This is a genomic window from Nitratireductor basaltis (genome assembly GCF_000733725.1).
Lineage (GTDB): Bacteria > Pseudomonadota > Alphaproteobacteria > Rhizobiales > Rhizobiaceae > Chelativorans > Chelativorans basaltis.
The window spans coordinates 1,352,085-1,366,189 of record NZ_JMQM01000001.1 but is presented as its reverse complement, the minus strand read 5'-3'; the positions used below and the strand labels follow the sequence as shown (position 1 = coordinate 1,366,189).

Sequence of the window (14,105 nt, the reverse complement as noted above, 5' to 3'; positions counted from 1 at the left end):
GACGAAAACGGCGCGGCCATAGGGCCACGCCGCAGGAATATATAAGTACTCCGAACCAAATTTAAAGTGTCGGTTCGATGGAGCGTGGTGGATGCCCGTTCGCCAACTCAGGCCGCGTTCTGGACGCTGATGCCCTTCTCGGCCAGAAAGTCCTTCAACTCGCTGGCCTGGAACATCTCACGGATGATATCGCAACCGCCAACAAACTCACCCTTCACGTAAAGCTGCGGAATGGTCGGCCAGTTCGAAAATTCCTTGATGCCCTGGCGCAGTTCGTCCGACGTCAGCACATTCACGCCGTGATAGTCGACGCCGAGATAATCGAGGATCTGCACGACCTGCCCGGAGAAGCCGCATTGCGGAAAATCCGGCGTACCCTTCATGAAGAGCACGACATCGTTCGACTTGATCTCGTTTGCGATGAATTCGCTGATACCGCTCATCCTCTGTCCTTTCTCGTCCGGGTTAAAGGCCCGGCAGTGGATTGTCTGATTTTTCAGACCCTATCTATTGTAGCGCGCGCCAAGGTGCAATGCATGAGGCCGGAACGCCTTGATTGTCAGGACGGAACGCTCGTCTGCAGCGCCAGCGCATGGAGCGCACCACCCATATTTCCCTTCAGCGCGTCATAGACCATCTGGTGCTGCTGCACGCGTGACTTGCCACGGAAGGATTCGGAGACGACTTCGGCGGCATAATGGTCACCATCACCGGCAAGATCGCGTATTGTCACCTGCGCATCCGGAATGCCTTCCTTGATCAAACGCTCGATTTCGGCAGCCTGCATTGCCATGGGTGACTCTACTCCTGAAATAATTGCTTCCTCAGATATGGCGGCTCGGCAAGCCAAGGTCAATCGAGAGCGCCGGTTTGGCGCGCATCGTCACAGGCTTGTGCATGACCATGCGTGAAGTCTGGCTTCAGGCATCACCCATGAAGTCCGGGAACCAGCTTTCATGTGCGGTTTTCAGCGCGCCCACCTGCACCGGCTCGGTTGCTCCCAGTTTCAGTGCATCGCCGCCTGTTCGGCCAATACGAACTGCCGACACGCCCGCAGCCTTCGCCGTTTCGAGAATGGTCTCGGCCTTGTCTGCGGACACGGTCACGACATAGCGGCCCTGATCCTCGCCATAGAAGGCTTCGACTAAGCTTCCTGCCGGTGCATCGATCTCTGCGCCAATACCAGAAGCCATGGCCATTTCGGCCAGTGCGAGTGCCAGGCCGCCGTCCGAGCAGTCGTGGACAGCAGTTACATCACCGGAGCGGATGAGGCCGCGCACGAGGTCGCCATTGCGCTTTTCAGCATCGAGGTCGACCGGAGGTGGCGCGCCTTCCGCACGACCCAGAATGTCGCGTAGATATATGCTTTGGCCGAGATGCGAACCCCAGTTCTCCGGCGCGCCCAGGAGAAGGATGACATCACCTTCACCTGCAAACGCGATGCGTCCCATGCGCTGCCAGTCGGGGATAAGCCCTACGCCGCCTATGGTTGGGGTCGGCAGAATGGCTTCACCAAGCGTCTCGTTATAGAGCGAGACATTGCCGGACACGATCGGGAAGGAAAGCGTGCGGCAGGCTTCGCCAACGCCTTGGATGGCACGAACGAGCTGCCCCATGATTTCAGGGCGTTCCGGATTGCCGAAATTCAGATTGTCGGTCGCTGCCAGCGGCTCCGCGCCAGTGGCCGAGATATTCCGCCAGCACTCCGCCACCGCCTGCTTGCCGCCCTCGAAGGGATCAGCTTCGCAATAGCGCGGCGTCACGTCGGAGGAGAAGGCCAGCGCCTTGGTCTCATGGCCTTCCACGCGCACTACGCCTGCATCACCACCGGGGATCTGCAGCGAATTGCCCTGGATCAGCGTGTCATATTGCTCCCAGACCCAGCGGCGGGAGGAAAGGTCGGGCGAAGCGACAAGCTTCATCAACGCGTCAGCGACATCTGCTTCAGGAACCTCGCCAAGCGGCGCAGGGGATGCGGGCACGACCCACGGACGGTCATACTCCGGTGCCTCGTCGCCCAATTCCTTGATCGGAAGATTGGCAACTTCCTCACCCTGATGCATCACGCGGAAGCGCAGGTCGTCGGTGGTCTTGCCAACTACGGCGAAGTCGAGCCCCCATTTGCGGAAGATCGCCTCGGCCTGATCACGCTTTTCGGGCCGCAGAACCATGAGCATGCGCTCCTGGCTTTCAGACAGCATCATCTCATAGGCGCTCATGCGCTCCTCGCGCACCGGCACCTGATCGAGATCAAGTTCGATGCCCAGATCGCCCTTGGCGCCCATCTCGACTGCAGAGCAGGTGAGGCCCGCTGCACCCATGTCCTGAATGGCGATGACGGCGCCCGTCTCCATCAGCTCAAGGCATGCTTCTAGCAGGCACTTTTCGGTGAATGGATCGCCCACCTGAACAGTGGGGCGCTTTTCGTCGATGTCGGCATCGAACTCGGCGGAAGCCATGGTCGCACCGCCCACGCCGTCACGGCCCGTCTTGGCGCCAAGATAGACGACCGGAAGGCCCACACCTTCGGCCTTGGAATAGAAGATAGCGTCGGTTCGCGCGAGACCGGCCGCAAAAGCGTTCACGAGGCAGTTGCCATTGTAGCGCTTGTCGAAATTCACTTCGCCGCCAACGGTCGGCACACCGAAGGAATTGCCGTAGCCGCCAACGCCAGCGACCACGCCGGAAACGATGTGGCGCGTCTTGGGGTGGTCCGGCTCGCCAAAGCGCAGCGCGTTCATCGCCGCGATCGGACGTGCGCCCATGGTGAAAACGTCACGCAGAATGCCGCCGACACCAGTCGCAGCACCCTGGTAAGGTTCGATATAGGAAGGGTGATTGTGGCTCTCCATCTTGAAGACCACGCATTGACCGTCGCCGATATCCACAATGCCGGCGTTCTCACCCGGTCCCTGGATGACCTTTTCGCCGTCGGTGGGCAGCGTGCGCAGCCACTTCTTCGAGCTCTTGTAGGAGCAATGCTCGTTCCACATGGCCGAGAAGATGCCAAGCTCTGTGAATGACGGTTCACGCCCGATCAGGTCCAGAATGCGCTGATACTCGTCAGGCTTCAGGCCGTGCGCGGCAATCAGGTCTTCGGTGATCGGAATGCTGTTGGGAATGGACATGATCTCAGGACTCTACGGCTTCAGGCATTGACGACGGCACGGCTTCGCCGCCGTCCGACAAGGTAATCATAGGCGAGGAAGACAACTCCCACCGCGATGAAGAGAAGGGCGATCGCTGCGATCGCGAGCAGCACGCGCGGAAAGCCGATGACGGCAGCATCAAGGAACGGGTAGGGCACTTCTCCGGCTATGGGGGCGCGCGCGAGCGCGTAAACCGCATAGCCAACCGGCCAGACGAGCCACCAGAAGAGATGCCGCCAGCCAAGGCTGCCATCGGCGGTCATCATCCACCAAAGCACGAAGAGTGCAGGCGTCACGTAGTGGAGCGCCACGTCGCAGACATAGAAGAGGCCCTCGGGCTTCCACAGATCAGCAAGCAGAATATGATAGACGAGAAATACAACAGCAATGGCGACAGCGATGCCGCCGCGCCATGTGGAGCGAGCGAACGCCTCCGGTCGCCCCGTCAGTGCGTTCAGGTGAACCAGAACGGCGAGGATGTTCGTCAGGATGGTGAAAAAGGAGAAGAAGTAGACGACAGAGCCCGGCAGGCTGCGCCCGGCTTCCATGGAGGCTGGCACGGTGATCGAAAATTGCAGCACCAGCGCAGCGATGCCGATCACTGCCCCTGCAATATTCACCAGCCGCACCATGTTCACCTCAGGCCTTGCAGTCTTTTGCGCCGGCTGACCAACGCATGATATCTGCATTGATCTGCGCGCCTGCACCCGTGGAGGCGAGGGGCCCATAGGTCTCGATCTTCACCGGACTGCCAGCAGCTTCGATGACGAGCTGGGGCAGGCCCTGCATGCTCTTTTTCGACAGAACGAGAAGACGCGGGCGCCCCACACGCGTATCGAGCTCCGGCATCAGCCGCAATTCCGAGAAGTCTCTTCCGCCCGATTTGATCCAGCAACGCTGGCCGTTCTCATTGATATGCTGCAGCGCCTTTACCGGGTCATTGGCCTCCACTGTCAGCGCCAGCGGCCCGCCGACAGGTTCGCTCTTGCAGCCGGGCAGAGCAAGGGCGGTGATCGCAAGAAGCGCCACCGTAAGCAAGGGCTGGTGGCGGGCAGACTTCACGCCGCGCGCTCCAGTACGCCCGCAAAGATGCCTCGCCCGTCATCACCACCATGGGCAGCTTCGATCAGGTTCTCCGGATGCGGCATGAGACCGAGCACATTGCCTGCGTCATTGATAATGCCCGCAATGTCGTTGATCGAGCCGTTCGGATTTGTGCCCTCGGCATAACGGAAGACCACCTGACCTTCGCCCTCGATGCGCTTCAGCGTTTCGCTATCGGCTTGGAAATTGCCGTCATGATGGGCAACCGGGCAGCGAATGATCTGGCCCTGGGAATAAGTGGAGGTGAAGGCGGTGGAGGCGTTCGCTACCTCAAGCTTCACTTCGCGGCATACGAATTTCAGCGATGCATTGCGCATCAGTGCGCCCGGAAGAAGCCCCGCCTCAAGAAGGATCTGGAAGCCATTGCAGACGCCGATCACCTTCACGCCCCTGGCTGCCTTTTCCGCAACCGCGCGCATGACCGGCATGCGAGCAGCAATCGCCCCGCAACGCAGATAGTCGCCATAGGAAAAGCCGCCGGGAATGGCAATCAGATCGACATCGGGGATTTCCGTCTCGGTCTGCCAGACAACCGTCGGCGCCTTGCCGGAAATCTTCGTCAGCGCCGCGATCATGTCGCGGTCGCGGTTAAGGCCGGGGAGTTGAATGATGGCTGATTTCATGGCGACGGTTCGTATGGCTCCTGAGGGCGTTCTGCCAGTTCTCACAGTTCGAGGCGACGCTCGATCTTGTCGAGCCGACCATCCTGGCGCGAAAGCATTCCGTATATGTTCGACGTGTCCTGGTTGATGGAGATGAGCTGGCCGCGGATGGAGATCAGCTCCTGTCTCACCTCATTCTGCCCGTCCCTCAGATTGCGGATTTCCTGCTGAACCTGCTTCAGAACTTCATAAACAAGCTCGGTGCTTACATCCGCCATCTGAGCATCCTTCCACAACCTCAGGTTATGTCGATACTATAGTCTTCGATCACCGTATTCGCCAGAAGCTTCTCGCACATGGCTTTCAGCTCGCTCTCGGCTGCAGCCTTGTCAGAAGTGGTCAGTTCGACGTCGAAAACCTTGCCCTGGCGCACGCTGTCGACGCCATCAAAGCCGAGCCCCCCAAGGGCTGACTGGATGGCTTTCCCCTGCGGGTCCAGCACGCCGTTCTTGAGGGTGACAGTTACGCGGGCTTTCATCTGAACGGCGCTCTCTTCGTATTAGTGGCGGGTTTCGTCGTCGGGCTTGGAGGAAACGAGCACGGGGCCGGATGGCTTGGCCGGCTCGTTCTCGTTCATGATGCCGAGGCGGCGGGCAACTTCCTGATAGGCTTCGACCAGACCGCCGAGATCGCGGCGGAAGACGTCCTTGTCGAGCTTGTCCTTGGAAGCGACATCCCACAGGCGGCAGGAGTCGGGCGAGATTTCGTCGGCAACGACGATCCGCATCATGTCGCCTTCGAAAAGGCGGCCACACTCGATCTTGAAGTCGACGAGCTGGATGCCGACGCCGAGGAAAAGGCCGGACAGGAAGTCGTTGACGCGGATGGCAAGCGCCATCATGTCGTCGATCTCCTGCGGGCTTGCCCAGCCGAAGGCCGTGATATGCTCTTCGGAAACCATCGGGTCGTCCAGCGCATCGGCCTTGTAGTAGAATTCGATGATGGAGCGGGGGAGGACGGTGCCTTCCTCGATTCCAAGACGTTTCGCAAGCGAGCCTGCAGCCACGTTGCGCACGACGATCTCGAGCGGAATGATTTCCACTTCCTTGATCAGCTGCTCGCGCATGTTGAGGCGGCGAATGAAATGCGTCGGAATGCCGATGCGGTTCAGATGCTCGAAAATATACTCCGAGATCCGGTTGTTGAGCACGCCCTTGCCGTCGACGATTTCGTGCTTCTTCTTGTTGAATGCAGTCGCATCGTCCTTGAAGAACTGGATTAGCGTACCGGGTTCTGGCCCTTCATAAAGGATCTTGGCCTTGCCCTCATAGATGCGGCGGCGACGGTTCATGAGCTTCTCTGATCTAAAAGGCGCCGGTTCGATCACGATCCTGAACATGCCGGCGCGGCTGAAAGAAAGGCCCCAGTGGCTTTAACGGGGTCTCTAGCGCAACTCGCGCTCTTTCTCAATCGCCATTTCCCGAAGTCAACCGGAAATGAGATCTGTCACGAAACCGCGCCATAATGACCTTGATCAGCCTCGCAGATAGGCCGAATATCCCACTAGTGGTGGGATTCTGCCGTTGAAGAAGCTGCAGACCAACAAGAAGGATAGGAGCTATGGGCAGCATGGAAGAACGCGAACGGGCTTTTGAAAACAAATTTGTCCGCGACGAGGAGACCAAGTTCCGCGCCATGGCCCGGCGCAACAAGCTCCTCGGGCTTTGGGTCGCCGAGAAAATCGGCAAGAAGGACGAAGAGGCGGAAGCCTATGCGCGTGATGTCGTGAAGGCGGATTTCGAGGAAGCCGGCGACGAGGATGTTTTCCGCAAGGTGCGGGCTGACCTGGACGCATCCGGTGCAAGCATCTCGGACGCGGATCTGCGCGCGGAAATGGTGCGTCTGCTCGAAGTTGCAATCGATCAGGTGAAGAGCTGACCGCATGATTTTGCCTACCCTTGCGCAGCGACTTCGTGCCGGCAATACCGTCCTGTCGTCCTGGTCCTGCATTCCCGAAGCCTTGACGGTGGAGGCGATCTCTCGGCTTGGCTTCGAGGCCATCACGCTGGACATGCAGCATGGCGGCCACAGCGACGACAGCGTCATCCGTTCCCTTGGCGCCGTCAACCGTCGCATATGCCATCCGGTTGTTCGTATTCCGGTCGGGCGGTTCGACATGGCCAGCCGCGCACTGGATTTCGGTGCCGAGGCCGTCATCGCGCCGATGATCAACAATGTCGAGGATGCCAGGGCTTTTGCCAGGGCGACGAAATATCCCCCCCTCGGTCAGCGTTCCTGGGGGCCGGTCTTCGCCATGCCCCGCGCGGACGCAAGCGACGGCCAGGAATGGCTTGAGCAACAGAACCACGAGACCATCTCGTATGCGATGATCGAAACACGTGAAGCCTATGAGGCGGTCGACGAAATTCTCGCGGTTGAAGGCATCGATGGTGTTTTCGTCGGTCCTGCCGATTTCTCGATCGCCTGGAGCTCCGGACGAAAGCTCGATCCTTCACTGGACGACATGATGGAGGCAATCGAACTGATCGCCACCAAGGCAATCAACGCGGGCAAACTTGCAGCGCTTTATTGCCCTGACCCGCGCGAAGTGGGCAAGTATCACCGGATGGGCTATCGCTTCTTCGCGCTCGGCAGCGATTTCGGCTATCTGGCCAGGGGTGCGGAAAGCTTCATCGCGACCGCTCATGGCAGCATCCGCTGATGCTGCACGGCCTCTCCCGTATTCGAACGGGGGAGGCGTGCCTAGAGATGCGCCAGAAACTTGGCGAAGGTCATGGAGCCTTCCGGCCAGGGTCCGAATCCCGCTTCAGTATTGATATGGCCTGCTTCGCCCGCATCCATGAGCAGCGCGCCCCAGGCAGACGCGATATCTTCCGTCGCTTCATAGCTTGAGAAATGATCATTGCGGCTGGCAATGACCATGGTTGGGAAGGGTAGCCTTTCGCGCGGATAGGGACCGAAGGTCATCAGATGCTTCGGACGGATTCTGGGATTGGCAACATCGGGCGGCGCCACGAAAAACGCCCCGGCAACCGGTTTCCTGAACTGGGGGATCGCCTGAACAGCCGTGGCCACACCCAGCGAATGCGCCACAAGCACCACCGGCTTCTCCGCCTCGTTCACTGCTTCGGCGACCTTGGTCACCCAATCGTCACGCACGGGTTTCGACCATTCGGCCTGCTCCACGCGCCGCGCGGTTTCGATGCGCTTCTCCCACCGGCTCTGCCAGTGCTCCGGCCCGGAATTGGTGTAACCGGGAATGATGAGGATATCTGCGTCCTTGGCTTTCATGGCGCCGCATTTAGCCAGTGAAAACCGCCCATGCAACCCATTTGCAAAGCGGTGGTGCCGCGGATGGTGAACAGCCTGTCTCCTGTTTGGGCAATTGTGCGCGACGCGCTCAAGCCGCATCTTCTCAATTGAACAACGGCTTGAATCGTGACGCGAAGCACCGGAATCGATTTCTTCGCTTTGCAGTCCAGGAGATTGATATGACTCGTAAATCCTTCGCAGCAACAACCCCGCTGCATATCGGCGAAGTGGGCTTGAATGCGCGTGATGCGAACGCGCTCGCCGACTTCTACAAGAACCTCCTGGGTCTCACCGAAACCGAAACGCAGGCGGGTGAAATTAGGCTCGGTGTGGCCGGAACGACCTTGCTCGTCATCAGGGATACGCCCGATGCGTTGCGAGATGATGCACGCGAGGCCGGCCTGTTTCATACCGCCTTCCTGCTACCGGAGCGACGTGATCTCGCCCGATGGCTGCAATTCGCCTTGTCGCAAGGGCTGCGCCTTGAAGGCGCGTCGGACCATCTGGTCAGCGAGGCCGTCTATCTGTCAGATCCCGAAGGAAATGGCATCGAGATCTATGTTGACCGTCCTGCCGAGGATTGGCCCCGGAAAGGTCAGGAGATCGACATGAAGACCTTGCCGCTGGACGTGGATGCGCTCATGGCCACATTGTCAGCCGACGATGCCGGCTGGTCAGGGGCGCCCGAAGGCACGGTGATCGGCCATATCCATCTGCGCGTCGGCGATCCGGCACGGGCTGGACAATGGTGGAACGAGGTCGTCGGGCTGGAAACCATGGCGCGCTATGGCAGCCAGGCCGAATTTCTGGCCTCGGGAGGCTATCACCATCATGTCGGCGTCAACAATTGGCGAAGCGCTGGCGCTGGCCCGCGCGACAGGAAGCGCGCCGGCCTCTCTTATGTGCTTTTCACGGGCGAGGGGGCCGGTGAGGCCCGCTCCATTCATGATCCGTGGGGCACGGAGATCAGGTTCGCCTGACCTCCACCCGATCCAGTCTCAGCCGAAAACCCGGTTGAAGATCGTGTCCACATGCTTGGTGTGGTAGCCAAGGTCGAACTTCTCGCGGATCTGCTCCTCGGAAAGTGCCGCACGCACATCCTTGTCACCGAGCAGTTCCTCAAGGAAGTCCGCACCCTGTTCCCACACCTTCATCGCATTGCGCTGGACGAGCTTGTAGGAATCCTCGCGGCTCACACCGGCCTGCGTAAGTGCCAGTAGCACGCGCTGGGAGTGCACGAGGCCGCGGAACTTGTTGAGATTCTTCTCCATGGTCTCGGGATATACCACGAGCTTTTCCATCATGCCCGTGAGGCGCTGCAAGGCAAAGTCCAGCGTGACGGTGGCGTCGGGGCCGATCATGCGTTCCACGGATGAATGCGAGATATCGCGTTCGTGCCACAGCGCCACATTTTCTAGCGCGGGCGTTACGTAAGCACGCACCATGCGCGCCAGACCCGTCAGGTTTTCCGACAGCACCGGATTGCGCTTGTGCGGCATGGCCGACGAGCCTTTCTGGCCCGGGGAGAAATATTCCTCCGCTTCCAGAACTTCCGTGCGCTGCAGATGGCGCACTTCCGTTGCCAATCGCTCGATGGAGGAGGCGATGACACCAAGCGTTGCAAAATACATGGCATGGCGGTCACGCGGGATGACCTGCGTGGAAACCGGCTCGGGCTTCAGGCCAAGTTTTTCGGCCACATGCGCCTCAACGCTCGGGTCGATATTGGCGAAGGTGCCGACAGCACCGGAAATCGCGCAGGTGGCAATTTCCTCGCGGGCATTGACGAGACGCTCGCGGCAGCGCTCGAACTCCGCATAGGCCTGCGCCAGCTTCACACCGAACGTGGTCGGCTCGGCATGGATGCCGTGGCTGCGGCCAATGGTGATCGTATCCTTGTGCTCATAGGCGCGCTTCTTCAAAGCTTCCAACAGCCGGTCGAGATCGGCCAGAAGAATGTCGGTCGCCTTGACGAGTTGCACGTTGAAGCAGGTGTCGAGCACATCCGAAGACGTCATGCCCTGATGCACGAAGCGTGCTTCGGGGCCGACGATTTCAGCAAGATGCGTCAGGAACGCGATGACATCATGCTTCGTCTCGCGCTCGATCTCGTCGATGCGGTCGATGTCGAACTCCGCTTTGCCGGCCTTGTCCCAGATGGTCCTGGCCGCTTCCTTGGGCACGATGCCAAGCTCGGCCATGGCGTCGGCCGCATGCGCCTCGATTTCGAACCAGATGCGGAACTTGGATTCCGGCGACCAGATGGCCGCCATCTCGGGGCGCGAATAGCGAGGGATCATGTCGTTTAGCCTGCCTTAGGGGAAATGTTGCGCTGTCTCGTAGCAGAGGAGGCAGGAAGGCTCAATGTGAAGCACCACGCAAACCACAGGCTGAAGGCGAACAGGCCGACAAAACCCCAGGGGAAATAGCATCGCAGGCCTGTTGTCGCGAACTGGTAGAGCGCGCTGGCCGTCGTGAAGATGAGTTGCAGAAACCAGACATAGCTGAATGTATCGGCATGCCAGGCCGCATAATAGCTGCGATAGACAAGCGCGAAAATGAGGCTGGTTGTACCGATGGTCATGACGGTAAGACAGACGAAAAAGGCTGCAAATTGCTGCGACTTGCTGCTCCCACGGCGCAGAACAAGCCAGGCACCGGCACAGGCTGCTGGGAGTGCTACGAGACCACCAGCGGAGAAAATCACGACAACCACCTGCCGCAATTCCTCGGTCTGCCAATGGCTGAGACTTGTCCAGGCGCTCAAGCCGCAAAGCGCGGCCCATGACAAGGTGGCCATCATGATGCTGGCCATGGGGAGATGAGGACGGCCTGCCAATTTCACAGCCTGTGGGGCGTGGGGCATGGCTGGCCGCGACATTGCTCAGTAGGTGGCCGTTACCGCCATGAAGCGGTAGTCCGGGCCTTCGAAACCAAGCTTGCGCACCGCAAGCATGACAGCGAAAACGGGCTTCGCTCCGTCTCCATCGAAGAGGTGCACGCTGTGCAGGCGATAGCCCAGCGCACAGCCGCGGCTTGTCGGAATGGATTTGTCCTCATGAACAAGCCGCGTTTCCTCGCCGGGCTTTTGGGCGACCTGCAACAGGCGGAAGCCCTGCGCTTCGCCCATCCCGTGGCAGGAGCCATTGTCCATCGGCAGTTCCTCCACGCGGAACTCCATGGCTTCGGCACCCGAAAGCGCATAGGCATTGGGCAGAACAACCATGCGGTGCGGGTCGGCGGAAAGCTCGGTCACCATGTTGCTGCCGGCCAGGAAGCCGGTGTTCCTGGCCAGGACGGTGTCTTCAATGATGGTTTCGCCAAGCGCCTTCACCTTGCCCCGGACATCCTCGACAGATGCGCCATCTTCCTCAAGTCGCGCGCGGAAGGGCGTCTCCGGAAGATAGGTGTCGGAATGCGTGTCGATGTAATACCGGTTGGCATAGGGAAAGCCCGAGCCGTCCTGAATGCCATATTCCTCGAAGGCAAAAATCCTGCCGTCCGGGCTGAAGCCCAGCACTTCGAGCGTGGCCGTGTCACCGGCACGTGCAGCGCCGGTGGAGTAAGTTGCAATAATCAATACAGCCGCGAGAGCTGCCAAAATGCGGTTGAAAAACATGAAACAGTTCCTTTTCCCGCCCCACAGGATACCGTCAGCTCTCATAAGGTGAACAATGGTTAAATTGTGTTACCCATCGCCACGTGCCTGGCCCAAATGGTCGCAGACGAGCCGGAACTCTGCAATCACGCGCCGTGCCTTTGATGCCAGCTGGGCATGATATCACCCTTTTCATGCTGTGCCTCGAAAACACCCCGTGCAATCGCGCGAGTCATGGTGGCACCGGCGGCTGCGTAGAGTTCAATCACTTCGGCGAGATCGGGCTTTTGCGTTGCGCTGCCGGTCGCCAAGGAAAAGACAAGATCGCCATCAAGTGGCGTGTGCGCAGGCCATAGGGCGCGCGCAAAACCGTCATGGGCGGCAATTGCCAGGCGCTTCGCCTCCGCCTTTGTGAGGGCCGCATCTGTGGCGATGACCGCGATGGTCGTGTTCGCCCCGGGTTCCGGCGCGGTTCCCTGCATGGTGAACTTCGTCAGCGGACGCTGGGCATCCTCGGGATAGGGGGAGGGTTGGCCGTACCCGCCGAATTCCTCATTGAGCTCGAACGGGGCTGCCCAGAAATGACGAGATGAGCCGATCGTGGCGCTGCCCAGTGCATTGACTGCGACCAGTGCACCAAGCGTGAAGCCGCTTTCAAGGCGGGTCGATGCGGTGCCAAGCCCCCCTTTGAGGCCTGCCGTCGTTGCGCCCTTTCCGGCGCCTGCCGTTCCGATAGCGAACTCAGCCGAGGCACTGCCAGCTGCCTCGAAGCCGAGTTCGCGGTAGGGGGCGTAACGTCCCCACTCCTTGTTGCCGCCATTGGCGAGGTCGAACAGGATTGCACCCGGCACGATTGGCACACGCTGGCCCGCGACCTCGAAGCCGCGCCCCTGTTCGCGCAGATAGGCCTGAACGCCGCTGGCCGCATCCAGCCCGAAGGCCGACCCGCCCGAAAGCACAAGCCCGTCCACCGCTTCAACCAGATTGTGTGGCTCAAGAAGATCCGTTTCCCGTGTTCCCGGCGCTCCGCCGAGCACCTGAACGGCGGCGACGCTGGGTGTTTCGCAGATCAGGGCGGTGACGCCGGATTTGAGCGCATCATCAGCCGCATTCCCGACCGTCAGACCTTTAATATCGGTAATGCTGTTTCGCCGCCCCGCCCGCATCGTCTCTATTCAACCTCCTGGAAAGCTTGTCCGTCATAACGGTGAAGCCGATAGATCTGCTGCTCGCGATCCCCTTTGTCATCGAAGGAAACCGTCCCGATCACGGTCCTGAAACTGCCTTTCGTCAGCGCTTCAATCAGGCTGTTCTCCCCGGACTGCATCTGTTCATGCGCAGCCAATAATACCTCGATCGAGGCGAAGCCCGGCAGAACATAGCCATCCGGTACGATCTTCTGCGCTTCAAGTGCCTCAAGAGCTTCAGGTGTTGCGGTCTCTTCCCAAAGCGGCGGCGCAATCATCAGAACGCCTTCGCGAAGCTGGACGCCGCTGCTTTCCGCGCGCAACGCCTCGCCCCCGGCTATCGTCAGCGTTATCCCAAGTTCTGCAGCATCCCGGGCGATGATGGCGATATCGGAGCGGTCTCCGCCAACCATGACATGGGTTGCCCCTGCACGGCGCAGGCGTCCGACCAGTCCGATCTGGTTGTCGAGCTGCGGACGATAGGTATCGACATAGACCGGCTCGAGTTCCGCCTCTTCCGCACTTGCCCGGAAGCTTTCAGCCAGTTCGCGGCCATAGATCGTGCCGTCATCCACGATTGCAAAAAAATCCTCGCGCCAACGCGCCGTGAGAATTTCGGCGAGGGCCGCGCGTTCTTCGTCAGCCCGTGGACCGATGCGGAATACGGGCCAGCCGGTTTGACTGCGCTGGTCCGTCAGGCCCGTCGAGCGGATTGCGGTGACGAGAGGTATTGCGGCCTCTGTCAGCGCGGGCAAAGCGGCTGTTGCAACGGGCGTGCACAGAAATCCGGCGACAGCGGTGACGCCGCTTTCCACTATGCGCTGGCCAAGGTCTACCGCATCTTCCTCGTCGCAGCCGCTATCGAAAACCTCGAGCTCGACGCCCTCATGCATCCTGGCGGCGGCCAAGGCACCATCGACCCATTGCTGCCCGAGCCGTGCGAAACTGCCGCTGGTGGGTGCCACGACGCCCAACCTCAAATCCTGGGCAGAAACAGGCAGGGAGAAGACGACAAGGCTGACAAGAAGTGCCGCAATGCGCATGATATGTCGGCTATGCTCCGGCTTGAAAGGGGCGTGAAATCTGAACGCAGCCAGTGGTAAAGGCTGGCTCGTCCGCGTGCAACACGCTA

At 60.0% G+C, this 14,105-nt stretch carries 18 protein-coding genes; 3 read left to right on the top strand and 15 right to left on the bottom strand.

What is annotated here, in order from left to right:
* Positions 1 to 107: 107 nt before the first annotated feature.
* From grxD to purC, 9 genes are all read right to left on the bottom strand, one after another.
* The gene (gene grxD / locus EL18_RS06520) at positions 108 to 443 is read right to left on the bottom strand and encodes a Grx4 family monothiol glutaredoxin (protein WP_036480961.1); all 336 of its coding nucleotides are present in this window, start codon (positions 441 to 443) and stop codon (positions 108 to 110) included.
* A 116-nt stretch (positions 444 to 559) separates the two neighbouring features.
* A complete protein-coding gene (locus EL18_RS06515) occupies positions 560 to 793 on the bottom strand; it encodes a BolA family protein (protein ID WP_036480959.1) in 234 nt (77 codons plus the stop codon).
* 127 nt (positions 794 to 920) lie between these two features.
* The gene (purL, locus tag EL18_RS06510) at positions 921 to 3,128 is read right to left on the bottom strand and encodes a phosphoribosylformylglycinamidine synthase subunit PurL (protein ID WP_036480957.1); all 2,208 of its coding nucleotides are present in this window, start codon (positions 3,126 to 3,128) and stop codon (positions 921 to 923) included.
* A gap of 20 nt (positions 3,129 to 3,148) precedes the next feature.
* The gene (locus tag EL18_RS06505) at positions 3,149 to 3,781 is read right to left on the bottom strand and encodes a Pr6Pr family membrane protein (protein WP_036484157.1); all 633 of its coding nucleotides are present in this window, start codon (positions 3,779 to 3,781) and stop codon (positions 3,149 to 3,151) included.
* A gap of 7 nt (positions 3,782 to 3,788) precedes the next feature.
* Positions 3,789 to 4,211, bottom strand: a complete 423-nt coding sequence (locus EL18_RS06500) for a hypothetical protein (RefSeq protein WP_036480955.1) — start codon at positions 4,209 to 4,211, stop codon at positions 3,789 to 3,791.
* The gene (gene purQ, locus EL18_RS06495) at positions 4,208 to 4,876 is read right to left on the bottom strand and encodes a phosphoribosylformylglycinamidine synthase subunit PurQ (protein ID WP_036480952.1); all 669 of its coding nucleotides are present in this window, start codon (positions 4,874 to 4,876) and stop codon (positions 4,208 to 4,210) included. Before purQ ends, EL18_RS06500 begins: the two co-directional genes overlap by 4 nt.
* 41 nt (positions 4,877 to 4,917) lie before the next feature.
* Entirely contained in the window at positions 4,918 to 5,133 is a 216-nt protein-coding gene (locus EL18_RS06490; protein ID WP_036480950.1) for a hypothetical protein, read from the bottom strand.
* Between the two features lie 20 nt (positions 5,134 to 5,153).
* Positions 5,154 to 5,393, bottom strand: coding sequence for a phosphoribosylformylglycinamidine synthase subunit PurS (purS, locus tag EL18_RS06485; RefSeq protein WP_036480948.1), 240 nt, complete (start codon positions 5,391 to 5,393; stop codon positions 5,154 to 5,156).
* A gap of 21 nt (positions 5,394 to 5,414) precedes the next feature.
* On the bottom strand, positions 5,415 to 6,206 hold the full coding sequence (purC, locus tag EL18_RS06480; protein WP_036484154.1) for a phosphoribosylaminoimidazolesuccinocarboxamide synthase: 792 nt from the start codon (positions 6,204 to 6,206) through the stop codon (positions 5,415 to 5,417).
* Positions 6,207 to 6,475: 269 nt separating this feature from the next.
* On the opposite strand from purC, the gene EL18_RS06475 reads away from it, so the two are divergent.
* Entirely contained in the window at positions 6,476 to 6,793 is a 318-nt protein-coding gene (locus EL18_RS06475) for a DUF1476 domain-containing protein (protein WP_036480946.1), read from the top strand.
* Between the two features lie 7 nt (positions 6,794 to 6,800).
* Entirely contained in the window at positions 6,801 to 7,577 is a 777-nt protein-coding gene (locus EL18_RS06470; protein WP_152553034.1) for an HpcH/HpaI aldolase family protein, read from the top strand.
* 41 nt (positions 7,578 to 7,618) lie between these two features.
* Here EL18_RS06470 and EL18_RS06465 read toward each other — a convergent pair whose 3' ends face one another.
* On the bottom strand, positions 7,619 to 8,167 hold the full coding sequence (locus EL18_RS06465; protein WP_036480942.1) for an RBBP9/YdeN family alpha/beta hydrolase: 549 nt from the start codon (positions 8,165 to 8,167) through the stop codon (positions 7,619 to 7,621).
* A gap of 200 nt (positions 8,168 to 8,367) precedes the next feature.
* On the opposite strand from EL18_RS06465, the gene EL18_RS06460 reads away from it, so the two are divergent.
* Entirely contained in the window at positions 8,368 to 9,168 is an 801-nt protein-coding gene (locus tag EL18_RS06460; protein WP_036484151.1) for a VOC family protein, read from the top strand.
* Between the two features lie 18 nt (positions 9,169 to 9,186).
* Here EL18_RS06460 and purB read toward each other — a convergent pair whose 3' ends face one another.
* From purB to EL18_RS06435, 5 genes are all read right to left on the bottom strand, one after another.
* Positions 9,187 to 10,488, bottom strand: a complete 1,302-nt coding sequence (purB, locus tag EL18_RS06455; RefSeq protein ID WP_036480940.1) for an adenylosuccinate lyase — start codon at positions 10,486 to 10,488, stop codon at positions 9,187 to 9,189.
* Between the two features lie 5 nt (positions 10,489 to 10,493).
* Entirely contained in the window at positions 10,494 to 10,991 is a 498-nt protein-coding gene (locus EL18_RS06450) for a hypothetical protein (protein ID WP_200875502.1), read from the bottom strand.
* An 81-nt stretch (positions 10,992 to 11,072) separates the two neighbouring features.
* Entirely contained in the window at positions 11,073 to 11,807 is a 735-nt protein-coding gene (locus tag EL18_RS06445) for a DUF2259 domain-containing protein (protein ID WP_036480938.1), read from the bottom strand.
* Positions 11,808 to 11,932: 125 nt separating this feature from the next.
* Positions 11,933 to 12,952 (bottom strand): P1 family peptidase, encoded by a 1,020-nt coding sequence (locus tag EL18_RS06440; RefSeq protein ID WP_036480936.1) that lies wholly within the window; start codon positions 12,950 to 12,952, stop codon positions 11,933 to 11,935.
* Between the two features lie 5 nt (positions 12,953 to 12,957).
* Positions 12,958 to 14,016 carry a branched-chain amino acid ABC transporter substrate-binding protein gene (locus EL18_RS06435; protein ID WP_036480935.1) on the bottom strand — a complete coding sequence of 353 codons (1,059 nt, stop codon included), beginning with the start codon at positions 14,014 to 14,016 and terminating at the stop codon, positions 12,958 to 12,960.
* Between the last annotated feature and the right edge of the window lie 89 nt (positions 14,017 to 14,105).